This window comes from Nocardia gipuzkoensis (assembly GCF_021183645.1).
Taxonomy (GTDB): domain Bacteria; phylum Actinomycetota; class Actinomycetes; order Mycobacteriales; family Mycobacteriaceae; genus Nocardia; species Nocardia abscessus.
Map to the genome: position 1 here is coordinate 2959499 of NZ_CP089225.1, position 24807 is coordinate 2984305.

Here is a 24807-nt window from a genome sequence, read left to right on the forward strand (position 1 = left end):
TCCTTAATTCGCTTGGCCCGTCCCTCACGACGGCGCTAGCATCGCTCGTTCGATTTCGATTAGTAGTGCACCAAGGAGGTGGGGCGGGATGACCGCGCCGGAGAACGCCGTCACACACGACGCCCGGATTGTTCAATTGCCCCGGGTCCCGGTCTGATTCTCTTCGTCCGGCGTTCGTGTTGCGAGCCATCCGGCTCGCGTGACGGTGGTGCCTTGTCCTAGACCGGCCCGACCATCAGAACACGGAGAATCCGAGTTGAGTCCCACCATCGATTGGCGTGTGCGCGCCGAAACCGATGCCGATATCCCCGCCATCCACGAGATCAACCGCGCGGCCTTCGAGAGAGCCGAAGAGGTCGATCTGGTCGACGCCCTGCGCGACGACCCCGCGTGGATAGAGGGTCTGTCCCTTGTCAGCACGCTGCCGGACGGCACGCCGGTCGGCTTCGCGTTGCTGACTCGCTGCCACGTCGACACCACACCGGCCCTGTGTCTCGGCCCGTGCGCGGTGCTGCCGGAGTACCAGAAGACCGGTGCGGGTGCGACCGCGATTCGCGCCGCGCTCGCGGCCGCGACGCGGATGGGCGAGCTTTTCGTCATCGTGCTCGGTCATCCGACGTACTACCCACGCTTCGGCTTCGGCCGGGCATCCGAGTACGGCATCGGCCTGAGTATCGAGGTGCCGGATGAGGCGTTGATGGCGTTGACGCTCGACCCCGCACACCCGCTACCACGCGGCACGGTTCGCTACGCCGCGCCGTTCGGTATCGACTAGCAAGAACCGTTAGCTTCGACGGCTGACGGTACCGGTGGTGGGGCGGCTCGAGATCCGCCCCACCACCGGGGTCGGGCAGCGTGGGTGCTCGGTCAACCACCGACGCGCGCCGACCGCACGCGCCCGGCCATCGCGATGTGGCGGCACGTCGAAGGGGGGCCATCGGCCAGGCGGCTCGTCGGCTGCGCGCTCTGGATCCACGTCAGCGGAACCGTTTCGGCCGGCTCGACTATCTGTCGGTGGCGGAGGAGTTCCGAGGCAGATCGTATGGTTCGACGCTTACCCGGCATGTGCTGGCCGAAGCGGCACGTACGGAGGGGATCGAGCGTGTCTATCTCAGTGTCGACCCAGCCAACGACATCGCACGTCGCGTGTACCGTGCCTGCGGCTTCACGGAAGGGATAGCCTGGCGAAAGTACTCTTACGAGCGCGAATAGCCGGCGCGGCGGTACCGCTTGGCGGTTACGTGGGATCGGAGCCTCGAATGGCGGAGAGCCAGATCGAGCACGCGGCCGCGATGGTGGTGGCGGCGAGGAAGGCTGGAAAACCACCGCCATCGATGTAGACCCACAAAAGCGCCCCGATAGGGGCGGCGACAGTAGATTGCGCGTCGAGCAGGAGACGGCGGCGCAGCCGCGTGACCTGCGCGACGTGGGCAGGCGCGTCCGGGTCGGGGCGACTCGGGTTGTCGACGAGACGGCCGGGCGGTTCGGCCTCGCGTACGCGGCCGGACGGGTAGAGGCGTCGTCCCGCGACGTGAATCGTACGGTCGGTGATTTCCGCTCGGGTCGCGGTGAGGGTGACCAGCGCTGGATCGAAGTACACCGGTAGCCATCGTGGTCGCCCCGTGCCCTCGATCTGCAACCACGACCGGCTGACCAGGCGGTGTTGCTGGCGGACCCGAGTGACCCGCACGGTGCGCGCGGTGTCCGAACGGCGGAACGGAAGCACGCCCAAAGCGACGGCAAGCCGGTATCCCGTGTACCCGGTTATGCCGAGCGCGACGGCCACGATGGCCGCCACCTGGTCCAGAGTGCCGAACGGCGCCCAGGCGGCACAGACCGCGAGGGCGCCGATCGTCACCGTGATCGGATAGGCCAAGGTGTGGCCCGATCCGAAGCTCACTTCAAGAAACCGATTTTCGTGTAGTCGTAAGACGCCAGGCCGGGGGCGCCGTAGTTCGCCAAGTCGGCGCGCACCGCGACATTGCCCGTGGACTGCATCAGGGGCAGCGAGTGGCCTTCCTCGAACACCTTGCGATCGACCTGGTTCGCCAGCTCAATGGCCTTCTTCGGGTCGAGTTCGGACACCGTCTGCTCGATCAGCGCGTTCAGTTCCGGCGATCCGATCCGGCCGTAGTTGCCCTGCAGGTCATTCGGGTTGTAGCCGTAGATCTGGTTCAGGCTGCCGAGCGGGAACGGGTCACCCACCCAGGTCCACTGGCCGACGTCGAAGTTGCCCGGCTGGATCACGTCGGTGAAGAAGCCCTTGCCCGGCTTGGTCTCGATGTTCAGCTTTACGCCGACCGCGGCCAGGTTCTGCTGGATGATCTGCGCGATCTGCACCCAGGTGTCCTCCTGGTACATGACGTCGCGGATCTCGAGTTTGCGGCCGTCCTTCTCGCGGACGTCGCCGTTGAGCTTCCAGCCCAGATCGTCGAGTTCCTTCGCCGCGGCGGCCGGGTCGAAGCCCAGGCTATTGTCCTGGTAGCCGGCCTGCCCCTGGATGTAGATGTGGTTGTTCAGTGGCTTCGGGTTCTCCACCAGGCCGTTCTGGATAGCGGTGACGATGCCCTGCCGGTCGATCGCCTTCGAGATGGCTACGCGCAGTTTCGGATCGGCGAGGATGGAGCCGGGCGCGCCGTTGAACGTGAAGTGGTTCCAGCTGTTGCCCGGCGCCCGCCGGATCGCGATGCCCTGGGTGTTGCGCGCGGTCCGCAGTTCGTCGCGCGTACCGAGCCCGACCGCGTCGATCTCGTTGTTCTGCAACGCGGGCAGTTGCGCGGAGGAGTCGAGCACACTGAAGGTGATCGTGTCGAGCTTGGGGGTGTCACCCCACCACTTGGGATTGCGGCCGAGGACGATTCGTCCCTGCGCCCGATCGGTGGACTGCACGAGGAACGGCCCTGCGGTCAGCGTGATGCCGTCGACCTCGCCCTTGTTGAACGCCTGGGGGTTCGCGGTGACGGATTTGGGGATAAGGAAGTTGTTCCCCGCGAACTGTCCGCGCCAATCGGCGAAGTGCTGCTTGAACGTGATGATCGCCTGCCGATCATCGACACCGCGCTCGACTTTCTCGACCCGGTCGAAGCCGTTGTTATTGGCGATCAAGAACGACTTGTCGGCACCGCTGAGCGCGTTGGCCTGGGATCGGATGTCCTCCCAGGTGATCGGTGTGCCGTCGGACCACACCGCCTTCGGGTTGATCGTGTAGGTCACCTGCTGGGGATCGGTATTGGTCAGCTGGACGTCAGTGAAGTAATCGGTGTTGATCGACAGCTCGCCGGCGGCGTTGGTCTTGAACGCCCGCGGCAACATCGGTCGCTCGATGGCCGTGATCTGGGCGTCGTTCCCGTCGTTGGACAAGCTGTTCCAGTTCGCGGGGAACGACGAGATCGCCAGTCGCAGGTTGCCGCCCTCGCGCAACTCGCTGACATCGTGCGGGTTGATGTCGTTGGTGGTGCCGAGTTCGGCGGCAGAGCCCGCCGGCGCGCCTTCGTCGTCGGAACTACACCCGGAGGCCACCAATCCGATCGCGACGGCGGCGATCGCCAGACGTGTCGTGAGTGAACGAATCCGCATGGTTCGCTCCTTCCCGCAGCGCTGCTGCGTGTCTACTTCAGGAAACCGATCTTGGTGTAGTCGTACGACGCGAGCCCGGGGGAGCCGTAATTGGCGATGTCGGCGCGTACGCCGAAGTTTCCTTCCGATTGGGTCAGCGGTAGCGAGTGGCCCTCTTCGAAGACCGCGCGATCTACTTGATTGGCCAGTTCGATGGCCTTCGCGGGATCCAGCTCCGAGAGGGTGCGATCGATCAGGGCGTTGAGTTCCGGCGACCCGATCCGGCCGAAATTACCCTGCAGATCGTCGGGGTGGTAGGCGTAGATCTGCGGCAAGCTGCTCAGCGGAAACGCGTCGCCGGAGAAGATGAACTGAGCGGCGTCGAAATCACCGGGCTGGATGACTTCGGTGAAGTAGCCCGCACCCGGCCGGGTGTCGATCTGCAGCCCCACCCCGACGGCGGCCAGGTTCTGCTGGATGATCTGCGCGATCTGCACCCAGGTCGGGTCGTTGTACATGACGTCGCGGATGACCAGTTTGCGTCCGTCCTTCTCGCGGACGTCGCCGTTGAGCTTCCAGCCCAGATCATCGAGTTCCTTCGCCGCGGCGGCCGGGTCGTAGCCGAGACTGTTGTCGCGATAGCCCTCCTGCCCTTGCAGGAAGATGTGGTTGTTCAGCGGCTTCGGGTTCTCCACCAGACCGTTCTGGGTGGCGGTCGCGATGCCCTGCCGGTCGATCGCCTTCGAGATGGCTACGCGCAGTTTCGGATCGGCCAGGATGGAGCCGGGGGCGCCGTTGAAGGTGATGTGCCGCCAGCGATTGCCCGGTGCCCGGCGCACGACCATCCCCGAGGTGTTGCGGACGGTCTTGACGTCATCGATCGTGCTCAGCCGCACCGCGTCGAGTTCGTTGTTCTGCAGTGCGCCCACCCAGGCCGCGCGGTCGAGCACGCTGTAGGTGATGGTGTCCAGCTTCGGCCGCTCGCCCCACCACTTCGGGTTGCGTGCCAAGACGATGCGGCCCTGAGTGCGGTCGGTGGACTCGACCACGAAAGGCCCCGCGGTCGGACCCATCCGGTCGACCAAACTGTGGTTGAACGCCTCCGGGTCCGCGGTCACCGACTTCGGGAACAGCGCCATGTTCCCGGCGAACTGGCCCCGCCATTCCGCGTAGTGCTGCTTGAACGTGATGACGGCCTGCCGGTCGTCCACGCCGCGCTCGACTTTCTCGACCCTGTCGAACCCGTTGGTGATGGCGATCAGGAAGCGCTTGTCGGCGCCGCTGAGCGCGTTGGCCTGCGCGCGGATGTCCTCCCAGGTGATCGGGGTGCCATCGGACCACACGGCCGCAGGATTGATCGTGTAAGTGACCTGCTGCGGTTCGGTGCCGGTCAATTGGACGTCGGTGAAGTAGTCGGTGTTCACCGTCAGCTGCCCCGCCGCGTCGGTGTGGAACGCGCGCGGCATCAGTGGCCGCTCGATGTCGCCGATCTCGCCGTCGTTCCCGTCGTTGGACAGCGTGTTCCAGTTCGCCGGGAAGGTGGTGGTGGCCAAGCGCAGGTTGCCGCCCTCGCGCAGGTCGCCGGCCTCGTGCGGATTGATGTCGCTGGTGGTGCCGAGCGCGTCGGACAGGCCGGTCGCCGACTCACTGTCGTTCGCCCCGCACCCCGCGACCACCAGTCCGAGCGCGACGACCGGGACCGCCCAGCGTGCCGAGCGTCGCCGGGTGCAGCCTCGGGTGGACCGGATTCGCATCGTGCTCCCTTTCCTACCGGATCACGGCCGGCACCGGCACGGCGTCGATCAGCGCCCGGGTGTATTCGTGCGTCGGCGCCGCGAAGATCTGCTCGGCGGAGCCGTATTCCACGATCTTGCCCCGATACATCACGGCGATGTGGTGTGCGAGGTTCCGCACCACCGACAAGTCGTGCGAGACGAACAGGTAGGACAGCCCGCGCTCGGTCTGCAGATCGCGCAGCAGGTTCAGCACACCGGCCTGGATCGAGACGTCCAGCGAGGAGACCGGCTCGTCGAGCACCAGCAGTTCCGGGTCGAGGGCGAGCGCGCGGGCGATGCTGATGCGCTGCTTCTGGCCGCCGGAGAAGTCGGTGGGGTAGCGGTCGGCGTGCTCGGGGCGCAGGCCGACCTGCTCGAGCAGTTGCGGGACACGGCGTGCGATTTCGGCCTTCGGACGCCCGTCGATGCGCAACGGCTCGGCCACCGCGTCGAAGATCGGCAGGCGCGGGTCGAGCGAGGCGGTGGGATCCTGGAAGACGATCTGCATCTTGCGGCGGATCTCCCGCTTGCGGGCCTTGCTCAGCGACGCGACGTCGCTGCCCATGATCTCGATCGCGCCCGCCTGCGGGGTGACCAGATCGAGGATCTGGGTGAGCGTGGTGGACTTGCCGGAGCCGGACTCACCGACCAGCGCCAACGTCCGCCCGCGACGCACCTCGAAACTGATGCCGTCGACCGCCCTGATCTCGCCCTTGCGGCGGCGCAGCAGCACGCCCGACGTGATCGGGAAAACCTTCACCAGATCCGAGACCCGCAGCACCACATCCGACTCCACCTCGGCCTCGGCGTCCGGCTCGGAGATCTCGCTGCGATAGGCCTCGAACAGCGCGTCGGTGCCGACCTCGCCGGTACGGATGCAGGCGGCGGCGTGCCCGGGTTCGATCGGGTCCAGCGGGGGTTCCGCGGCGGTGCAGTCCTCGATCGAGACCGGGCAGCGCGGCGCGAAGGAGCATCCCGGCGGCAGCGCGTGCATGGCGGGCGGTGCGCCGACGATCGGGATCAGCGGACGTCGAGCCGGGCCGTCCATGCGCGGAATCGAGCCGAGCAGGCCCACGGTGTAGGGCATCCGCGGCGCGTTGAACAGGTCCGCGGTGGTGGCGGTCTCGACGATCCTGCCCGCGTACATGACGGCTACCCGGTCGGCCAGCGTGGCGGCGATGCCCATGTCGTGGGTGATCATGATGACGCCGGCGCCGGTGATGTCACGCGCCTTGCGCAGCAGGTTCAGGATCTGCTTCTGCACCGTCACGTCCAGCGCGGTGGTCGGCTCGTCGCAGATGATCAGCGCCGGATCGTTCGCGATCGCCATCGCGATGACCACGCGCTGACGCTGACCGCCGGAGAACTCGTGCGGAAACGCCTTCGCCCGCACCTCGGGATCCGGGATGCCGACCAGGTCGAGCAGCTCCACCGCGCGCTCGGCGGCTTCGCTCCTGCCCATCTTGCCGTGGGCCAGCAGGGCTTCGGCGATCTGATCGCCCACCCGGTACACCGGCGTGAGCGCGGAGAGCGGGTCCTGGAACACCATGCTGATGGCGCTGCCGCGCAGCTTGGACAGTTCGCGATCGCCGAGCCCGAGCAGTTCGCGTCCGTGGAACCGGATGGAACCGGTGATCCGCGCCTGCTCCGGCAGCAGCCCCATCACGGCCAGCGAGGACACCGACTTGCCCGAACCGGACTCACCGACGATGGCGAGCACCTCGCCGTCGGACACCGTGTAGGTGACGCCGCGGACCGCGTCGATCCGGCCTTCCTCGCTGGGGAAGGACACCCGCAGATCGGTGATCTCCAGCAGCGGCGCGGTCGAGGCCGTCTGCTGGGTTGCTCCTGCGCTGGTCATGCTTTCGCCTTCTTCTTCGACCGAGCCCGCTTCGCGCCGGGGTCGAACGCGTCGCGCAGTCCGTCACCCACGAGGTTCGCGCACAGCACGGTGATGATCAGCAGACCACCCGCGAACAGGAACAGCCAGGGATAGGTCAACGCTGATTTGGTGCCCGCGGCGATCAGCGAGCCGAGCGACACATCCGGCGGCTGCACACCGAACCCGAGGAAGCTCAGCCCCGTTTCGGCCATGATCGCCGAGCCGACGGTGAGGGTGGTGTCGATGATCAGGATCGAGGCGATGTTCGGGATCACGTGACTGAGGATCACCGTGCGGGTGGGCGCTCCCATGTACCTTGCGGCCCGGACGAATTCGCGATCGCGCAGGCTCAATGTCAGGCCACGCACGATCCGCGCCGAGATCATCCAGCCGAAGCAGGACAGCAGGACGATGAGCAACAGGATGGAACCGCTGCCCTTGGTGCGCGGTGCGAACAGCGCGATGATGATGAAACTCGGCACCACCAGCAGCAGGTCGACCAGCCACATGATCGCGCGGTCGGTCCACCCGCCGAGCAATCCGGCCAGCGCACCGGCGGTGGCCGCGATGGTAGTGGACAACACTGCTACGCACAGGCCGATGACCAGGGACTTCTGCAATCCGCGCAGGGTTTGCGCGAGCACGTCCTGACCGATCTGGGTGGTGCCGAACGGATGCTCCAGGCTCGGCGGCTTCAGCAGGGCGGTGTAGTCCAATTGCTGGTAGTCGTAGGGCAGCAGGGGCGGGAGCGCGAAGCTCGCGACGAACAGCACGATGAGGATCGAGCCACCCGCGACGGCCGGCTTGTTGCGCAGGAAGCGCCGCAGGACCAGCCTGCGCCGCCCGGTCGCGGTGACCTCGGGGGCGCCTTGGACGATGATTTCGGCTTCTGTCATCCCACACGCACCCTCGGGTCGAGAAACGCGTACACGATGTCGGACAGCAGACCCGACACCAGCACGACCAGTCCGGCGAACGCGGTCACCGTCACCACGACATACAGATCCTGGGCGTTGATCGAGTCGACCAGCCACTCGCCGACGCCGTGCCAGCCGAAGATCTTCTCGGTGAACGTCGCGCCGGTGATCAGGCCGCCGAGACTGTAGGCGAACAGCGTGGCCATCGGGATCAGCGCCGTGCGCAGCCCGTGCTTGTACAGCGCCTTGCTGCGGGTGAGACCTTTCGCGCGAGCGGTACGGATGAAATCGCTCTGCAGTACGTCGAGCATGGCGTTGCGCTGGTAGCGGCTGTAACCGGCCATGGCCCCGAGGGCCAGCGCGGTGGTGGGCAGCACCAGGTGCTGGATGCGGTCGAGCAACTGTGGCCAGAGCCCGTCGATCTTGTTCGCCGACGTCTCGCCGGTATACAGGAAGATCTGCGATCCGGTGAGCGAATTGATCTCCAGCGCACCGTATTTCAGCAGCGTCGCGAGCAAGAACACCGGCGTGCTCAGCACCAGGAGTGAGATCACGGTGGTGAAATAGTCGCTGAACTTGTATTGCCGGATCGCACCCGCCGCACCGATCAGCACGCCGAGCACCGTGCCGACCAGCGAGCCGACGACCAGCAGCCGCAGACTCACCGCCACCCGCCGCGGCAGCTCCGCGCTCACCGGCTGACCGGCCAGCGTGGTGCCGAAGTCGCCCTGCGGAATGCCCTTCAGCCAGGTGAGATAGCGCTGCGGGATCGGATCGTTGAGATGCAACTCCTCGGCCTTGGCGTCGATCACTGCCTGTGGCGGGCGCGGGTTGCGTTGTTCGAGACTGTCCAGCGGCCGGAACGTCAGTGACGCCAGGCTGAACGTCAGGAACGAAGCCAGCAGCAACAGCACGACATAGTTGAGCGCGCGTCGTAGCAGGAAGCCGGTCATCAGTCCTCTGGTCTTTCGGCTGGACGGGCCAGCGTCGGTATTAGCCCCGATCATAAGGACGTGGTCGGCGGCGCGCGTGCCACATGACATCCGGGCATGTCCGAGGCATGGCCGGACACGGGGCCGGGAACGCCGCGGAAGCCGTCCGGCAGGATGGAATGGGTGACGCCCCTGCACCTGCCCAAGCCGAAGATGGTCGCCACCGATGTGGACGGCACGCTGATCGATCACGACGAGCGGGTCACCGCGCGGACCAAGGCGGCGGTAGGCGCCCTGATCGCCGACGGTGTGCCGTTCGTGCTGGCCACCGGGCGTCCGCCGCGCTGGATCGCCCCGGTGGTGCAGGGCCTGGGCTACGCGCCGCTGTGCGTGTGCGGCAATGGTGCGGTGATCTACGACAGCGCCGCCGACCGGGTACTGGCCAGCATGACGTTGGACGTGCCCACGCTCTCCTGGCTCGCCGACGTCGCCGAGCGGGCGCTGCCCGGCTGCGGTCTCGCGGCCGAACGCGTCGGCGAGAGCGCGCACGACGCGGTGACCCCGCAGTTCGTCAGCTCGCCGCAGTACGAGCACGCCTGGCTGAACCCCGACGACACCTCGGTGGCCCGCGAGGAGGTCATCGACGCGCCCGCCATCAAGATGCTGATCCGCTTACCGGGCGCGCGCAGCTCGGACATGCGCACGGTGCTCGCTCCGCTGATCGGCGAACGAGCCGACATCACCTACTCGACCGAGCACGGACTCATCGAACTGTCCGCGCCCGGCATCACCAAAGCCGCGGGCCTGTCCGTGGTCGCCCAGCGACTCGGCGTGGACGAGGCGACCATTGTCGCGTTCGGCGACATGCCCAACGACGTCCCCATGCTCACCATGGCCGGCCACGGCGTCGCGATGCGCAACGCCCACCCGGAGGCCCTCGCCGCGGCCGACGAGATCGCCGAATCGAATTCCGACGACGGAGTCGCACGCGTCCTCGAACGCTGGTGGACATGAGCTGGTTTTCGCTTCGCAGCGCCGCGAACGGGCGATGCTCTCTCGCGTTGGTCGTCAGGGGGCGCGGGTCGCGCGGGCGGTGAAGTATCCGGAACGACGCGGAGCCCGCGCACCGTGCGCGGGCTCCGGATCAGGTCGGGTCGTTCGCGATCAACCTTCGGGGGATGGCGATGAGTTGGCGAATGTGTCTCCGGAAGGGGGCGCGACCTCGGGTGCTGGAACGTGCGGTCGCTGGACGGCGTCCGGCTTCTGCGCGCCTGGCGGGGACGGACCGAGCGAGGCTGGAATGCCTGCTTCCGCCGGTCCTTGGGTGAGCGGAGGCTGTCCCTCGGGACCGGCGGGAGTCGGGGCGCCTGCCTCTGCGGGTCCTTGGGTGGATGGGGTCTGTCCCTCGGGCCCGGCCGGAGTCGGGGCGCCTGCCCCTGCGGGTCCTTGGGCGAGTGGGGTCTGTCCCTCGGGACCGATCGGAGTCCGAGCGCCCGCCTCCGCCGGAGCCTGGGCGAGTGGGGTTCGCGCCTCGGGAGCAGGGCCGACGACGGAGGGCGCGGGGGTACCAGCCGGAACCGGCGCGCTGTCCGGAGCCGGTGTTCGACCCGCAACCGGGGCGCTCACCTGGGCCGCGACCGGATTGCGGCCCATTTCCTCCTGGTAGGTGTCGTTGTAGGTCTTCCACACCGTCGTGACGATGCCGGTGAGCTGGTTGAGGATCAGTGAGCCGTGCTCGAAGTCGGCGCGCAGGCCGTCCGGGACCGGGTAGGCGTTGCGCAGCGGGAGTCCGAGGACGCCCGCGTCGGCGCCGAGTTGCAGGAAGCGGTCCAGGATGGTGCCGATTACTTCGACGACCTGCCCGTCCGCCGCGGTGTAGACGTAGCCGTTGGAGAACTGCGCGTACTGCCGGCCGTGCACGGCGGGCAGCACGTCGGATCGCACGGGCCCGAGCGGTCCGTCCGGTCCCCCGGACTGCGACCAGTGCCTGGCGATGATGTTGTCGTGCACCATGTTCAGCAGCTTGGTGGTGAGCGCGGCGAGGGCCGCCACATCGGATTCGCTGGGTGCGGGGGGTTGGCTGTCGTGCGTGCGGGGCGCGCTCGGCGCACCGGCGGCGATGTCGCGGATCCGATCCATCAGCGCGTACGCGGCGTCACCGGGGCAGGTGGTGTTGCCGACGTCGCGATGCGCGAAGACGATCGGCAACCGCACGGCTTCGCCCTGTGCGTACGGGGTGAAAGAAGTGCCCTCGGAGTACATCGTGGTGTGGCCCTTGGGATCGAGTCCGGCGACCTTGGCGCGCCAGCCGACGAAAGCCCCGAGCGCCTCGATCGACGCCTCGGTCGGTTGCTCGGACTCGTAGTTGCCCATCAGGGCCACGCCCGAAGTGTTCTCGTTGAACCCGCCCGCGTGCGCACCCTGCACCGGGCGGTCGAGGCCGCCGAAGCGTCCCTCGAAGACCTGGCCGTACTTGTCCACCAGCGCGTTGTAGCCGATGTCGCACCAGCCCAACGTTTTCGCGTGGTAGGTGTAGATCGCGCGGACGATTCCCGCCGACTCGGACTTGCTGTAGTCGTTGCGGCCTGCGGTGTGGTGCACGGTGACGCCGCCGATGTGGTCGTCGTAGGTCGGCTGATCGCAGCGGATGGATTCGTCGGCGCCCCACTGGGCGCGGGTGATCACGCCCGGCCCGCCGCCGGGCAGCTCTGCGGCGACGTTGTGCAGCGCGTCGTCGACGGCGCCGCGGCCCGGATCGATGAGCACGGCGGTCAGGTCGGCGGGCTGCTGGGCCTGGTCGTCGGAGCGCGGCACGGGTTGCCGGGCCGGGTCGCCCAGCTGCGCGACCGGGCCGCCCACGATGGGGGCTGTCTCGGCCACCGGCCGGATCGTCTCTGCCGCCGCCTGCTTGCGCGTGACCAGGACCTGGACCGCGTTGGTGTCGCCGACATAGATCGGTTCGGTGCCGTTGGTCGGGCCGGGGCCGGAACGGTCGGTGCGGTGGGTGTCGACCGGTTCGGCGTCGTACCAGGGCCCCCACGTGCCGTCGGGCTGCCGAGCGCGGATCGTGGCCGTGGTGTCGGCCAACTCCTTGGCGGTGAGCGCGACCATGCTGAAGGGAGTCTCGCTGGAGAGTTCCTTCACCTGGGCCCCCACTTGGCTCATCAGTTGGGGGGTCACGGCGCCGGGAGACAGCGCGGGCGTGTCGGGAGTAGTGCCGGGCTGGAGCCGGGCGGGATCGGCGATGAAGCGCACACTGCCCGGTGCGCGTTCGGGAAGCGGCTGAGCAGGGGAATTCGGCCGGTCGGTGGTCCGGCTCGAAATGTTGGGGCCGGAGGTTTGGCCGGAATGAGAACTGGGTAGTCGTATTTCTTCTGGCCGCGGTACGTCCGGGGGTAGGGGCGGTGAGTCGGCAATCGGAATGGACTCCGGAATCGGCAGCATGCGCAGATCGGAAAGATGCAGATCAGGCAGGCTCAGTCCGGTGAGTTCACGCAGCGGCAGCACGATATCGGGCGCGTTCGTGAGCGCGACCTCGGCGAGTTCGGCCGGTACGGCGGCCGAACTCGTGGTGTTGGCGCTGCGGTAGTCGGTCGAATCATCGAGCGCGAGGGTGGCGAGCGGGGCCGCTACCGCGAGGGTCGTGACTACCGGGAGCACGTAGGAGCGTTTCGGTTTGCGGTACCGCACGAGCGTCTCCAATCAGGTCGAACCGGCGATCACCTGCGATTCAGATTGCTTCCTGATGTATCAATGATCACAATAGCCACAATTGTCACATAACTAAACCTCTTGTTGAGGATTATGTGATTGCTTGAATGTAACTCTTGGATCGCTGTCCTATCTACGCACCATGCCTGATCGATCCGCCCTGGAAACCGTGGGAGTGCACGTATGCGCCGTAATGCGAACACGCGGAGGGCATAAAAATGCTGGTGAGAAGTATCTTCGAGAGCTTCGGACGTAAGGGGCCGCGCCGGCTGCCAGGTGGCGGACCGGTGATCCGTCCTGTGTTGCTTTGTGGAGTCCTGCTGATTGCTAGCGCGGTGGTGACGCTGGCTGCCGCGCGGGATGATGTCCCGTTTCAGACACTGGCTGGTCCAGGCCACGGTCGGGGCATGAGCCAGCTGGGCGCGTTCGAGAGCGCTCGCGAGGGATGGTCGGCCGAACGCATCCTCGCGCATTTCTACCCAGGCGCGGCGCTCGCCACCATCGCGCCGACGGCCGTTCGCGTCCGGCTCACGGGGCAGGACGATTCGTCTGTCGACGCCTTCGCCGCCGCCGGTCTGCGCGTGGGCGGTCGGGAGGTCGCGCCCGGCCAGGTCGCGCATCTGACGCCGCTGCCAGGTGGCGGCGCGAACGTGGCGGTGACCGTCGGCTGCGACGGCGACGTGCTGTGGCAGGCGCAAACCGACGACCCGTGGCTACATCCCATCGATGCGCGGCCGAATCGTCCTGCGGCAGAACATCTCACGCTGTGCGGCGGCGCGGCGTACCGCGGTGCGCTCGGGGTGGCGCTCCAGGGAGGCGCGGCCCGCACGATCAACCAGGTGGACGTCGAGGACTATCTGCTCGGCGTGGTTCCGGCCGAGGTGCAGGCCAACTGGGCGGACAAGGGCGCGGCAGAGGCGTTGCGCGCCCAGGCGATCGCGGCGCGCTCGTACGCCCTTGCCGAACAGCGTTATCCATTCGCTCAGACCTGCGACACCACCGACTGCCAGAGGTATCCAGGTACCGCGCAGGAGGACCCGCGGACGGCAGTAGCCGTCGCGGCCACGGCGGGCGCGGTCCTGCTGCGCGAAGGCCGGATCCTGCGGACGGAGTACTCCGCCGCGCCCGGTGGCGGGGAACCCGCCGACATCCGGACCATGGCCGTCGGACCCGCGCCCGGCGAGCTGGTCACCACCGTGCCACCCGACGATCCGCGCGAGCAGGCGGTCGCCGAGTCCGCGATCGATGCCGAGTACCGCCGCATCGGCGGCGCGAACAGCACCATCGGTACGCCGCTCGGGCCGGAGATGATCCTGCCCCGGCGTGCGGGTACCTACCGGCACTACACCAACGGCGTCATCATCGTGACGCCCACGTTGGGCGCGCAGGTCGTGGACTACTCCCGCATGCTGCAACCGGTGCCGGAAGTGGCTGAGGGGCAGGAGGGTCCGTCCGCGCCGTTGCCCGGCAGTGCGCCTTCTCCAGTTGCGGTCGCACCTGGTGGGGCTCAGTCCGGTGCCACTGCACCCGGCGGTGGGTCCACGCCTGGCGGCGCTACCGCGTTCGATGGTGCGGCTCAGCTCGACGGCGAGGCTCTGCCTGGTGTTGCGGCTGCCCCCGATGGTGCCGCTCTGCCTGGTGGTGCCGCTCTGCCTGGTGGTGCCGCTCTGCCTGGTGGTGCCGCTCTGCCTGGTGGTGCGGCTCAGTCTGGTGGTGCGGCTGCACCCGATGGTGCCGCTCCGCCTGGTGGTGCGGCTCTGCCTGGCGGTGCGGGTCAGCCAGATGGTCCGGCTCAGCCAGGTGGTGCGGTTTCACCTGGTGGTGCGGCGGCTGCTGCTGCTGCTGCCAATGAAATGGCCGCGCCGGGCCGTGGCGCTACGCCTCGTGGTGCTGGGGCGGCCCTCCCTTCGCTTGCGGAGCCTGTCGGCTCGTCACGAGCCGCAGGAGAAGTGCCCGCCACTCCGCCTGCCTGGCAGGCGCCCTCCCGCTAGTGCGGCGCCGCCCCGGTGCGGCGTCCGCTCTCGATCCTCGCCGCGGATGCCCAGTCCGGAGGTATGTCGCCGAGTGACTCGGCCAACGTGCGCAGCGAACCGGTCAACTGCTCTCGGGAGGTGCGGTCCAAGGCCGCGAGCAACCGCTGTTCGTTCGCCATGTGCTTGGGCTGCAGCCCGCTTATCAGTGCTCGGCCCTGCTCGGTGAGGTCGATCCCGACCGCCCGGCGATCTTCCGCGCACGGTTGGCGCACATCCAGGCGTTCGGCCTCCAGCCCGATCGGTTGGTGATGGCGCCTGAGGTCACCACGACCACCTGGAGCAACGGACCTGCGGTGGGGCCGCGCGCTGCTCGGCTAGGCGGTCGGTGCACCGACGGCACCGGCTCGTACGTGCCGTCGCCCGTACTGGTCCCCCTGCTCCGAGACTGCGCCGAGCGCCGGAAATTCCTGCTGAATACGGGGTTGACCTTGACGTAGCGTCAACTTGCAAGCTGGTTACACCGACGAGAGAGAAGGGAGGACAGGGTCATGGAAGCCGGGGAATGGTCCATTCAGGATCTGGCGAAGGCGGCCGGTACCACCAGTCGCACGCTGCGCCACTACGGGCAGCTGGGGCTGTTGCCGCCCAGCCGGATCGGCGCCAACGGCTACCGCTATTACGACCAGGACTCCCTCGTGCGGTTGCAACGCATCCTGCTGCTGCGGGAACTCGGGCTCGGCCTTCCGGTCATCGCCGAAGTCCTCGCCGGAGAGCAGGGCACCGCCGCCGCGCTGCGCACGCACCTGGAACTGCTGCGGCAGGAACAGGATCGGATCCGGCGGCAGATCGAGTCGGTGCAAACCACGCTGCACAAGACGGAAAGAGGTGAACAACTCGTGGCAGCAGAAGTTTTCGACGGCTTCGACCACACGCAGTACAAAGACGAGGTGATCGAACGCTGGGGCAAGGAGGCCTACGAGAGCGGTGACCGCTGGTGGCGCTCGATGTCCGACGCGGACAAGAAGACCTTCCAGCAGACCCATCTCGACATCGCCGCCGATTACGGCCGCGCACGCGCCGGCGGGCTCGCGCCCGACGCCGACGAGGTGCAGGCCATCGTCCAGCGCCACTACGACTGGATCGGCATCGGCTGGCAGGGCCGTCCGGTGGTGAAGGAGGCCTTCGTCAACCTCGGTGAGATGTACGTGGCCGACCCGCGTTTCGCGGTCAACTACGACGTGCACGGAGCGGGCACCGCCGAGTTCGTGCGCGACGCCATGAAGATCTACGCCGAGCAGCGGCTGTAGAGCACAACTACCCGACGGCCGGTACGCAGTCACGCGTACCGGCCGTCGACCGTTCGGTGGTCGTCCAACGCCACCCATTCCGCTGGGCAGGAGCCGGTTTCGAGTCACCGCAGTCACTCCCGCCGCACTGACGCGCGGTCCGGCTCGCTCGCCGTCGCACCGTATCCACGCCACGGCGTCCTAGGCCTGGTCGTCGTCGCGTCCGAGCGCGTGCATCAATTGGTCTTCGGTGATCGGCGGCACCGGAAGAGGATGAGCGGCCTCCGCGCGTAGGCCGTCGAGTATGAGGCCGAGGTTGCGGCGCCAGGCTTCGGGGGCGATCTGACTTGTCGCCTCGACGATCCTGGTGTGTGACCAGGTGATGAAGGCGATGTCCTCCAGTACCCAGTCGGTGCGCAGAACTCCGGCTTCCTGTGCGCGGGTGATGATCCGGCGCATCAGGCCGTGGCCGTATTCCTGGGCTCGAGCGATGGCGTGGCTGGGAGCCGCGCGTACGGCGAGTTCGCTGAGCAGCCGGTCGGCGGCTTGCAGCGCGCAGACCTGTTCCACCAGGTAGACGAACGACTCCCAGGGGTCGTCCATGGCCAGCGCGGCTTCGGCGATGCGGCTGCCGGCTTCGATCCGGTCCTCGACCGCCGCCGCGATGAGGTCGTCGCGGGTGGGGAAGCGGTTGTAGAGCGTGCCGATGGCGACCCCCGCGCGGGCGGCGATCTCCTTCAGCGGTGCGTCCAGGCCGCGTTCGGTGAAGACGGCGCGGGCGGCGGTCACGAGCGCGTCCCGGTTGCGCTGGGCATCGCTGCGTAACGGCTTGTCCACGCGCCGATCCTACAAATCGGTCGCCGCAAATATGTTGAGCATAGGTTCAACTTAAGCTAACGTCGAGCGTGAACTTGAACCATGGCTCAACTTATCGGGAGCGGAAATGACCAAGACCATCGCGATCTTCGGGTACGGCCCCGGCCTCGGGGTCGGCACCGGGCGCAGATTCGGACGCGAAGGGTTCCGCGTGGCGGTCATCGGGCGCGACCCCGAGAAGGCGCGGCGGCATGCCGAGGAGTTGACGGCCGAAGGCATCGAGGCCGCCGACTTTCCCGCGGACGTGACCGTCGCCGCGCAGGTCACGGGCGTGATCGAGAAAATCGAGGCGACCTTCGGGCCGATCGACGTGGCGATGCACGGCGCGGCGGGCAATATGAGCGACCGGCTGCCCTCCACCCTGGAGGTGGACATCCCCTCCCTCGACGTGCCGATCGCGCTGAAGCTGCACTCACCGATCCTGATGACGAGGGCGCTGGCGCCGGGAATGGTGGCGCGTGGCGACGGCGCGCTGCTGTTCTCGTCGGGCTCATCCGAGCATTTCGTAGCGCCCTACCTGGCGAACTTCGGTATCGCGCTGGCCGCGCAGCGCGGTTATCTGCGCCAGCTGGAGGTGGAACTGCGCGGCACCGGCGTCTACGTCGGGCTGCTCAATATCGGCGTGCTGATCGACCGCAGCAAAGCCGCGCAGATCATCGACGAGCACCCGGAGGTGATTCCCGAGGGCCTGGAGATCGTCCGGATGAGCGGCGACGAACTCGGTGACCACTACTGGCGGCTGTACACCGAGCAGGACAAGGTCGAGCTCGATGTAGGTTTCCCGGCCTGAGCGCGGCCGACACGAGGGAAGCACCTGGATCGCGTCCCGGTTCGTGGCGGCCCATGGGAACGGACAACACCGCGAAGCGGGCGCGCTCTTTCGGCCAGGGGAGTAAACAGCCCGTTGGTTGCCGACGAAGCCCATTTCGGCAAACATCGGGCGAAATCAGGAGGTCGGAGGGGTGAAATCGGGTGCGGTGAGCGGTGCCGCTCAGCGCACTTCCGACTCCACCCGGACGCGGCGAGGACTTCCGATACTCTGGGCTCCCGTGACCGTCGCATCGTCCCCGGGTAACTCCGTCCATTCCGCCTCACAGTTCGATCTGATCGTCGTCGGCTCCGGATTCTTCGGGCTGACCGTCGCCGAACGCGCCGCCACCGTGCTGGGTAAACGGGTTCTGGTGATCGAACGGCGCCACCACCTCGGTGGCAACGCCTATTCCGAGCCGGATCCGGAAACCGGGATCGAGATCCACAAGTACGGCGCCCACCTGTTCCACACGTCGAACAAGCGGGTGTGGGATTACGTCACGCAGTTCACCGAGTTCACCGGCTACCAGCACCGTGTCTTCGCGATGCACAAGGGTCAGGCCTACCAGTTCCCGATGGGCCTCGGCCTGGTCTCCCAGTTCTTCGGCCGCTATTTCTCGCCGGAAGAAGCCCGCGAGCTGATCGCGGAGCAGGCCGCGGAGATCGAGACCAAGGACGCGCAGAACCTCGAGGAGAAGGCCATCTCGCTGATCGGCCGCCCGCTCTACGAGGCGTTCGTGCGCGACTACACCGCCAAGCAGTGGCAGACCGACCCGAAGGAGCTGCCGGCGGGCAACATCACCCGGCTCCCGGTCCGCTACACCTTCGACAACCGGTACTTCAACGACACCTACGAGGGCCTGCCCCGCGAGGGCTACACGAAGTGGCTGGAGAACATGGCCGCCTCCGACCTGATCGAGGTGCGGCTGAACACCGACTGGTTCGAGGTGCGCGAGCAGCTGCGCGCCGAGAGCCCGGACGCGCCCGTCGTCTACACCGGCCCGCTGGATCGCTACTTCGACTACCGCGAGGGCGAGCTGGGCTGGCGCACCATCGATTTCGAGACCGAGGTGCTGCCGGTCGGCGACTTCCAGGGCACCTCGGTGATGAACTACAACGACGCGGACGTGCCCTACACCCGCATCATCGAGCCGCGCCACTTCCACCCGGAGCGCGAATACCCCACCGACAAGACCGTGATCATGCGGGAGTACTCGCGCTTCGCGCAGACCGGTGACGAGCCGTACTACCCGATCAACACCCCGGAGGACCGGTCCAAGCTGCTGGCCTACCGCGAGCTGGCCAAGCAGGAGACCGCCTCGGCGAAGGTCGTCTTCGGCGGCCGTCTCGGCACCTACCAGTACCTGGATATGCACATGGCGATCGGCAGCGCGCTGAGCATGTTCGACAACGTGCTGCGGCCGCACCTGGCCGACGGCGCGCCGCTCGTGGACCAGGAGGCTTAGGAGCACCCATGACCTCCCAATCCATTCTGGAAGACATGACCACCGAGACCCGCGCGAAGTCGCTGCTGCAACGCATCATCCTGCCCCGGCCGGGCGAGCCGCTGGACGTGCGCACGCTCTACGTCGAGGAGTCGCAGACCAACGCCCGGCGCGCGCACGCGACCACGCGCACCTCGCTGTCGATCGGCGCGGAGTCCGAGGTCTCGTTCTGCACCTACTTCAACGCGCTGCCCGCGAGCTACTGGCGGCGCTGGAGCGTCCTGTCCTCGGTGGTGCTGCGGCTGGAACTGGCCGGTCACGGCCGGGTGGACGTGTACCGCTCGAAGGCCGACGGCTCGCGAATCCACGTGCAGGGCAAGGAATTCGCCGTCGCGACCGGCGCCGATTCGGTGATCGTGGAATTCGAGACCGACCTGGGCCCGTTCGAGGACGGCGGCTGGATCTGGTTCGACATCACCACCGACACGGCGGTCACGCTGCTGTCCGGCGGCTGGTACGCGCCGGTCGAGGCGCCCGGCGAGGGCAGCATCGCGGTCGGCATGCCCACCTTCAACCGGCCCGCCGACGCGGTGAAAACCCTCGCCGCCCTCGGCTCGGATCCGCTGGTGCTGGAGAAGATCAAGTCCGTCATCATCCCGGACCAGGGCACCAAGAAGGTCGTCGACGAGCCCGGCTTCGCGGAGTCCTCGGCGGCGCTCGGTGATCGCCTGTCCATTCACGACCAGCCCAACCTCGGCGGCTCCGGCGGCTACAGCCGGGTCATGTACGAGGCGCTGAAGACCACCGACGCCGAGTACATCGTCTACATGGACGACGACATCGAGATCGAGCCGGACTCGATCCTGCGCGCGCTGGCCTTCGCCCGGTTCGCCAAGTCACCGGTGCTGGTCGGCGGCCAGATGCTCAACCTGCAGGAGCGCTCGCACCTGCACGTCATGGGCGAGGTCGTCGACCGCGGCATCTTCATGTGGACCGCGGCGCCGAACGTCGAGTACGACCACGATTTCTCGAAGTACCCGCTCAAGGACCGGGACAACTCGAAGCTGCTGCACCGGCGCATCGATGTCGATTTCAACGGCTGGTGGACCTGCGTCATCCCGCGTCGCGTCGCCGAGGAACTCGGCCAGCCGCTCCCGCTGTTCCTCAAGTGGGACGACGCGGAGTACGGCCTGCGCGCCCGTGCCGCCGGGTACCCGACCGTCACCCTGCCCGGCGCCGCCGTGTGGCACATGGCCTGGAGCGACAAGGACGACGCCATCGACTGGCAGGCGTACTTCCACCTGCGCAATCGCCTGGTGGTCGCCTCGCTGCACCTGCCGGGCAACGGGCGCGCCATGGTCGTCAACACGATCAAGGCCACCCTGAAGCACTTGCTGTGCCTGGAGTACTCGACGGTCGCGATCCAGAACCTGGCCATCCGCGACTTCCTCGCCGGCCCGGAACGGCTGTTCCAGCTGCTGCCGAGCGCGCTCGGCGCGGTGCACGAACTGCGCAAGCAGTACCCGGACGCGGTGATCCTGCCCTCGTCCACCGAACTGCCGCTGGCCAGCCACGTCGGTGTCGGAGCGGTCGGCGAGCCCGCCAACCCGATCGCCAAGGTGGTGCGGTTGGCCAAGGGCGTAGTGCACAATTTCCGCCCCGCGCACACCGAACATCACGACACCCCGCAGCTGAACGTGCCCACGCTGGACGCGCGCTGGTTCCTGCTCTCGCAGGTCGACGGCGTCACCGTCACCACGGCCGACGGTCGCGGCGTCGTCTACCGCAAGCGCGACCCGCGTCAGGCGCTCGGCCTGTTCAAGGAGGCCATGCGCCTGCGCAAGGAGCTGGCCGCCCGCTTCCCGGAGATGCAGCAGCGCTACCGCGCCGCTCACCCGCAGCTGACCAGCACCGCGGCGTGGGAGAAGGTCTTCGGCATCGACACGAAGGATGGGCAGCAGTGAGTCTCGGAGCGAGCGCCCCCGACGACGCGGCGGTGCAGCCGCCCCTGCACAGCGCGAACGGTCACGGCGGCCCGGTGTCGGCGCGACCGGCGGCTGCCGAGCAGGCGCCGCCGGAGGTCGCGATCATCAACGCCGTGCAGGCCACCCTCGGCGGCAAGCCCGCCGTGGTGTCCGCGGCGCGCGGGCTGTCGCACTTCGGTGAACACGCGCTCGGCTGGGTCGGCATCGCCGCCGCTGGCTGGCTGGTGGACAAGCCGCGGCGCAGACAGTGGGCCGGGGTCGCGGTGGGCGCCGTCGGCGCGCACGCTGCCTCGATCGTCATCAAGCGCGTGGTCCGCCGTCCGCGGCCGAACGATCCGTCGGTGCAGGTCAACGTGGGGACGCCGAGCAAACTCAGCTTCCCGTCCTCGCACGCGACCTCCACGACGGCGGCGGCCGTGTTGCTCGGCAGATTGACCGGGCTACCCTTGCCTGCGGTGCTCGTCCCCCCGATGCTGCTTTCCCGGGTGGTCCTCGGGGTGCACTACCCCTCCGACGTGCTCGCCGGTTCCGCGCTCGGCGCCGCGTCCGCCGCCGCCCTGCTCGCCGCCGAAAAGAGACTCGACAGTGACCGCACAAGAAAGAGCCTTGGTTGACATGAGTGAAGAGCCGACCGGCGCCGACCTCGCCGAGGCGGTAGTCAAGGGTCCGCCCAAGACGCTGGCCGGCGGTCTGTTCAAGGCAGTCCGTCCGCGGCAGTGGGTCAAGAACGTCCTGGTGCTCGCCGCCCCGCTGGCCGCGGGCACGGCCACCGACGTGAACGTGCTCGCGCCCGTCGGTATCGCCTTCGTGGTGTTCTGCATGGCGGCCTCGGGCATCTACCTGGTGAACGACGCGCTCGACGTGGAGGCCGACCGGGCGCACCCGACCAAGCGCTTCCGGCCGATCGCCGCGGGCGTGGTCCCGGTGAACCTGGCCTACCTGCTGTCGGCGGCGCTGCTCGCCGGATCGATCGCGGGGTCGTTCCTCGCGTCGTGGCACCTGGCCGTGGTGATGGCGGTCTACATCGGTGTCCAGCTGGCCTACTGCTTCGGCCTGAAGCACCAAGCCGTGCTGGACATCTGCATCGTCTCCTCGGGCTTCCTGCTGCGCGCTGTGGCCGGTGGCGCCGCCGCGAACATCGAACTGTCGCAGTGGTTCCTGCTGATCATGGCCTTCGGCTCGTTGTTCATGGCGGCGGGCAAGCGCTACGCGGAATTGCAGATCGCGCTGAGAACCGGCGCCAAGATCCGCAAGTCGCTGGAGTACTACACGCCCACCTACCTGCGTTTCATCTGGACCCTGGCCGCTACGGCGGTCGTGGTGTTCTACGGGCTCTGGGCGTTTCAGCAGGACGGCATCAAAGACACCAACTGGTTCGCGATCTCGATGCTCCCGTTTACCATCGCAATCCTGCGTTACGCGGTCGACGTCGATGGCGGCGAGGCCGGGGAACCAGAAGAGATCGCGCTGGGGGACCGCATCCTCCAGTTCCTCGCAATCGCCTGGATCGGAGCGGTAGGTGTCGCTGTCTATCTCACCTGACGAGATGCTGGTAGCGGAGCGAACGGAATACGCGGCGCAGCGGCAGGCCGATGAGCAGAGCCGCTCCGCGTCGCGGTTCGCGCGTCTATCCAAAACCATGTTCGTCGGTGGGATCGCGCTCACCGTTGTCCTTTTCGCGATCGGTGGCTGGCAGCGGCGGTGGATCGCCGACGACGGCCTCATCGTGTTGCGCACCGTGCGCAACCTGCTGGCGGGCAACGGGCCCGTCTTCAACGAGGGCGAGCGCGTCGAAACCAACACCAGCACCGCGTGGACCTATCTGGTCTGGTTCTTCAGCTGGCTGACCCAGGCGCGGCTCGAGTACGTGGTGCTCGGCGTCGCACTCACGGTGTCGCTGGCCGCGGTGGTGTTCGCCATGCTCGGTTCCGCGCGGCTGTGGGGCGGGGCAGCCGCCGGGCTGTTGCTGCCCGCGGGTGTGCTGGTCTACATCGCACTGCCCCCGGCCCGCGACTACGTCACCTCGGGCCTGGAAAGCGGTCTGGTGATCTGCTGGATCGGCCTGCTGTGGTGGCAGCTGATGCGCTGGAGTCAGGCGAAGTCGGTGCGCGTGCCCGGCCTGATCGGACTGGTCTTCCTCGCCGGTCTCGCGCCGCTGATCCGTCCCGAGATGACGCTGGTCGGCGCGCTGGCGCTGTTGATGATCTTCTGTGCCCCCATGCCGGAGAGCAGGGTGCGCCCGATCGTGCTGCGCGCGGTGATCGTCGTGGTGGCGGGGCTGGTTCCGCTGGGCTATCAGATCTGGCGGATGGGCTACTACGGCCTGCCGTACCCGAACACCGCCGTCGCGAAGGACGCGGGCGGCGCGAAGTGGGGGCAGGGCTTCACCTACCTCTGGGACCTGGTCGGTCCGTACTTCCTGTGGGCGCCCTTGCTGGCGCTGCTGATCGCCGGTGTGCTCGCCGCGCGCACGCGGGCGCGCCGCACCGCCCCTGCCGATGGAGACGCGGCGCGCGGCTGGTCGGCCGGCCGAGTCCGGCAGTGGCTGCGCTCGCCGGGCGCGGTGGTCACCTTGGTCCTGGTCAGCGGATTCCTGCTGACCCTGTACGCGCTGCGGGTCGGCGGTGACTTCATGCACGGCCGCATGCTGCTGCCGCAGCTGTTCCTGCTGCTGCTCCCGGTCGCTGTGCTTCCCATTCGAGTGCCGCAGGGTGGCCTGCGCGCGGCGACAGCCGCCGACTGGCCCCTCGCGGCGCTCGCGGTCGCCTTCGTCGGCGTCACGGGCTGGGCGCTGTTCGCGGCCGACACCACCGCGATCAAGACCGGCACCAAGATCAGCTCGACCGGCATCGTCGACGAGCGCGTCTATTACGTCCTCAACACCGGGCACGACCACCCGATCCTGGCCGAGGACTACTTGGACTACCCGCGCATCCGCGCGATGGTCAACGACATCACCAACACCCCGAACGGCGGCCTGCTGCTCAACTCGCCCTCGTTCATGTTCTGGTACATCGCTCCGCCACCGCAGCCCATTCCGGACGGCGGCGCCGGGCACACGGTCTACTTCCTGAATCTCGGAATGACCAGCATGAACGTCCCGCTGGACGTGCCGGTGATCGATCCGATGGGCCTGGCCTATCCGCTGGCGGCGCACACCGATCGGCTCACCGACGGACGGATCGGGCACGACAAGAGCCTCTACCCGGACTGGGTCGTCGTCGACACCGGCATGGTGGACAGGAAGCCGTGGATGCCCTGGTACCTGGACGAGAAGTGGGTCACCCAGGCGCGCACCGCGATGTCCTGCCCCGACACCCAGGCGCTGATGATCTCCCACCGTGATCCGCTCACCTTCGAACGTTTCCGGCACAATCTGCGCAACGCGCTGCGGTTCGCGAAGTACCGCATCGACCGGGTGCCGAAGTACGAGATCCAGCGTTGCGGGCTGGTCGATCCGTTCCCCCAACCGCTCGCGCCGCGCTGACGCCGGAATCACACTGGGCCCATCCGTCGCGATGGGCCCAGTGATCACGACCTCCGAGGTAGATTGAGTGGCGTACGCCGCTTTATCTCTTTTTGGTAACGCCTCCGTGTCGATACCGATATACGCTACGACCGTATGCCCGGCCTGGCGTCCACCGGTCGTGGGCATCGGCG

The 24807-nt window shown here is 67.7% G+C and carries 21 protein-coding genes; 12 read left to right on the plus strand and 9 right to left on the minus strand.

Annotated elements, in window-relative coordinates; translation table 11 throughout:
* The first annotated feature begins 256 nt into the window (after nt 1-256).
* Together LTT66_RS13435 and LTT66_RS37425 are read left to right on the plus strand one after the other, a co-directional pair.
* Nucleotides 257-775, plus strand: coding sequence for a GNAT family N-acetyltransferase (locus LTT66_RS13435; protein WP_233067331.1), 519 nt, complete (start codon nt 257-259; stop codon nt 773-775).
* Between the two features lie 137 nt (nt 776-912).
* Complete coding sequence (locus LTT66_RS37425; RefSeq protein ID WP_408638789.1) at nt 913-1212, plus strand: GNAT family N-acetyltransferase; 300 nt, start codon at nt 913-915, stop codon at nt 1210-1212.
* A gap of 25 nt (nt 1213-1237) precedes the next feature.
* On the opposite strand, the gene LTT66_RS13440 is transcribed toward LTT66_RS37425, so the two are convergent.
* Genes LTT66_RS13440 through LTT66_RS13465 form a run of 6 tightly spaced genes read right to left on the minus strand, consistent with a single transcriptional unit; the run spans nt 1238 to nt 9082 of the window.
* A complete protein-coding gene (locus LTT66_RS13440) occupies nt 1238-1900 on the minus strand; it encodes a hypothetical protein (RefSeq protein ID WP_233067333.1) in 663 nt (220 codons plus the stop codon).
* Nucleotides 1897-3576 carry an ABC transporter family substrate-binding protein gene (locus tag LTT66_RS13445; protein WP_233067335.1) on the minus strand — a complete coding sequence of 560 codons (1680 nt, stop codon included), beginning with the start codon at nt 3574-3576 and terminating at the stop codon, nt 1897-1899. The genes LTT66_RS13440 and LTT66_RS13445 overlap by 4 nt, the downstream gene beginning before the upstream one ends.
* A gap of 32 nt (nt 3577-3608) precedes the next feature.
* On the minus strand, nt 3609-5309 hold the full coding sequence (locus LTT66_RS13450) for an ABC transporter family substrate-binding protein (RefSeq protein WP_233067337.1): 1701 nt from the start codon (nt 5307-5309) through the stop codon (nt 3609-3611).
* A 13-nt stretch (nt 5310-5322) separates the two neighbouring features.
* A complete protein-coding gene (locus LTT66_RS13455) occupies nt 5323-7191 on the minus strand; it encodes an ABC transporter ATP-binding protein (RefSeq protein ID WP_233067339.1) in 1869 nt (622 codons plus the stop codon).
* Complete coding sequence (locus LTT66_RS13460; RefSeq protein WP_233067341.1) at nt 7188-8108, minus strand: ABC transporter permease; 921 nt, start codon at nt 8106-8108, stop codon at nt 7188-7190. Before LTT66_RS13460 ends, LTT66_RS13455 begins: the two co-directional genes overlap by 4 nt.
* Nucleotides 8105-9082: an ABC transporter permease gene (locus LTT66_RS13465; protein ID WP_195067011.1), complete on the minus strand. Its 978-nt coding sequence runs from the start codon at nt 9080-9082 to the stop codon at nt 8105-8107. Before LTT66_RS13465 ends, LTT66_RS13460 begins: the two co-directional genes overlap by 4 nt.
* 153 nt (nt 9083-9235) lie before the next feature.
* Here LTT66_RS13465 and LTT66_RS13470 point away from each other — a divergent pair, with 153 nt between their 5' ends.
* Nucleotides 9236-10075 (plus strand): HAD family hydrolase, encoded by an 840-nt coding sequence (locus tag LTT66_RS13470; RefSeq protein WP_233069212.1) that lies wholly within the window; start codon nt 9236-9238, stop codon nt 10073-10075.
* Nucleotides 10076-10225: 150 nt separating this feature from the next.
* Here LTT66_RS13470 and LTT66_RS13475 read toward each other — a convergent pair whose 3' ends face one another.
* Nucleotides 10226-12751 (minus strand): N-acetylmuramoyl-L-alanine amidase, encoded by a 2526-nt coding sequence (locus LTT66_RS13475; RefSeq protein WP_332909683.1) that lies wholly within the window; start codon nt 12749-12751, stop codon nt 10226-10228.
* 428 nt (nt 12752-13179) lie between these two features.
* Here LTT66_RS13475 and LTT66_RS13480 point away from each other — a divergent pair, with 428 nt between their 5' ends.
* The gene (locus tag LTT66_RS13480) at nt 13180-14763 is read left to right on the plus strand and encodes a SpoIID/LytB domain-containing protein (protein ID WP_233067343.1); all 1584 of its coding nucleotides are present in this window, start codon (nt 13180-13182) and stop codon (nt 14761-14763) included.
* On the opposite strand, the gene LTT66_RS13485 is transcribed toward LTT66_RS13480, so the two are convergent.
* Entirely contained in the window at nt 14760-14924 is a 165-nt protein-coding gene (locus tag LTT66_RS13485; protein WP_233067344.1) for a hypothetical protein, read from the minus strand. The genes LTT66_RS13480 and LTT66_RS13485 overlap by 4 nt on opposite strands.
* Here LTT66_RS13485 and LTT66_RS13490 point away from each other — a divergent pair, their 5' ends adjacent.
* Together LTT66_RS13490 and LTT66_RS13495 are read left to right on the plus strand one after the other, a co-directional pair.
* Nucleotides 14925-15242: a hypothetical protein gene (locus LTT66_RS13490; protein WP_233067347.1), complete on the plus strand. Its 318-nt coding sequence runs from the start codon at nt 14925-14927 to the stop codon at nt 15240-15242.
* A 51-nt stretch (nt 15243-15293) separates the two neighbouring features.
* Nucleotides 15294-16052: a MerR family transcriptional regulator gene (locus tag LTT66_RS13495; RefSeq protein WP_233067349.1), complete on the plus strand. Its 759-nt coding sequence runs from the start codon at nt 15294-15296 to the stop codon at nt 16050-16052.
* A gap of 180 nt (nt 16053-16232) precedes the next feature.
* Here LTT66_RS13495 and LTT66_RS13500 read toward each other — a convergent pair whose 3' ends face one another.
* On the minus strand, nt 16233-16868 hold the full coding sequence (locus tag LTT66_RS13500) for a TetR/AcrR family transcriptional regulator (protein ID WP_195100636.1): 636 nt from the start codon (nt 16866-16868) through the stop codon (nt 16233-16235).
* Nucleotides 16869-16974: 106 nt separating this feature from the next.
* Here LTT66_RS13500 and LTT66_RS13505 point away from each other — a divergent pair, with 106 nt between their 5' ends.
* The 6 genes from LTT66_RS13505 (at nt 16975) to zomB (ending at nt 24634) form a co-directional block, all read left to right on the plus strand.
* Nucleotides 16975-17697, plus strand: coding sequence for an SDR family NAD(P)-dependent oxidoreductase (locus LTT66_RS13505; protein WP_233067351.1), 723 nt, complete (start codon nt 16975-16977; stop codon nt 17695-17697).
* Nucleotides 17698-17956: 259 nt separating this feature from the next.
* Nucleotides 17957-19183, plus strand: a complete 1227-nt coding sequence (gene glf / locus LTT66_RS13510) for a UDP-galactopyranose mutase (protein WP_195067004.1) — start codon at nt 17957-17959, stop codon at nt 19181-19183.
* An 8-nt stretch (nt 19184-19191) separates the two neighbouring features.
* On the plus strand, nt 19192-21126 hold the full coding sequence (locus tag LTT66_RS13515) for a glycosyltransferase (protein WP_233067354.1): 1935 nt from the start codon (nt 19192-19194) through the stop codon (nt 21124-21126).
* 74 nt (nt 21127-21200) lie between these two features.
* Nucleotides 21201-21761, plus strand: a complete 561-nt coding sequence (locus LTT66_RS13520) for a phosphatase PAP2 family protein (protein ID WP_195067135.1) — start codon at nt 21201-21203, stop codon at nt 21759-21761.
* A 1-nt stretch (nt 21762) separates the two neighbouring features.
* Nucleotides 21763-22689 carry a decaprenyl-phosphate phosphoribosyltransferase gene (locus LTT66_RS13525; RefSeq protein WP_233067355.1) on the plus strand — a complete coding sequence of 309 codons (927 nt, stop codon included), beginning with the start codon at nt 21763-21765 and terminating at the stop codon, nt 22687-22689.
* A 4-nt stretch (nt 22690-22693) separates the two neighbouring features.
* Nucleotides 22694-24634, plus strand: coding sequence for a flagellar motor control protein ZomB (gene zomB, locus LTT66_RS13530; protein ID WP_269822020.1), 1941 nt, complete (start codon nt 22694-22696; stop codon nt 24632-24634).
* Nucleotides 24635-24807: the final 173 nt, after the last annotated feature.

Coding starts and splice junctions, on each gene's coding strand:
- LTT66_RS13445 (WP_233067335.1), bottom strand. CDS start 3,576: ATGCGGATTCGTTCACTCACGACACGTCTGGCGATCGCCGCCGTCGCG.
- LTT66_RS13450 (WP_233067337.1), bottom strand. CDS start 5,309: ATGCGAATCCGGTCCACCCGAGGCTGCACCCGGCGACGCTCGGCACGC.
- LTT66_RS13455 (WP_233067339.1), bottom strand. CDS start 7,191: ATGACCAGCGCAGGAGCAACCCAGCAGACGGCCTCGACCGCGCCGCTG.
- LTT66_RS13460 (WP_233067341.1), bottom strand. CDS start 8,108: ATGACAGAAGCCGAAATCATCGTCCAAGGCGCCCCCGAGGTCACCGCG.
- LTT66_RS13465 (WP_195067011.1), bottom strand. CDS start 9,082: ATGACCGGCTTCCTGCTACGACGCGCGCTCAACTATGTCGTGCTGTTG.
- LTT66_RS13470 (WP_233069212.1), top strand. CDS start 9,236: ATGGAATGGGTGACGCCCCTGCACCTGCCCAAGCCGAAGATGGTCGCC.
- LTT66_RS13480 (WP_233067343.1), top strand. CDS start 13,180: ATGAGCCAGCTGGGCGCGTTCGAGAGCGCTCGCGAGGGATGGTCGGCC.
- LTT66_RS13485 (WP_233067344.1), bottom strand. CDS start 14,924: ATGGCGAACGAACAGCGGTTGCTCGCGGCCTTGGACCGCACCTCCCGA.
- LTT66_RS13495 (WP_233067349.1), top strand. CDS start 15,294: ATGGAAGCCGGGGAATGGTCCATTCAGGATCTGGCGAAGGCGGCCGGT.
- LTT66_RS13505 (WP_233067351.1), top strand. CDS start 16,975: ATGACCAAGACCATCGCGATCTTCGGGTACGGCCCCGGCCTCGGGGTC.
- LTT66_RS13515 (WP_233067354.1), top strand. CDS start 19,192: ATGACCTCCCAATCCATTCTGGAAGACATGACCACCGAGACCCGCGCG.
- LTT66_RS13525 (WP_233067355.1), top strand. CDS start 21,763: ATGAGTGAAGAGCCGACCGGCGCCGACCTCGCCGAGGCGGTAGTCAAG.
- zomB (WP_269822020.1), top strand. CDS start 22,694: ATGCTGGTAGCGGAGCGAACGGAATACGCGGCGCAGCGGCAGGCCGAT.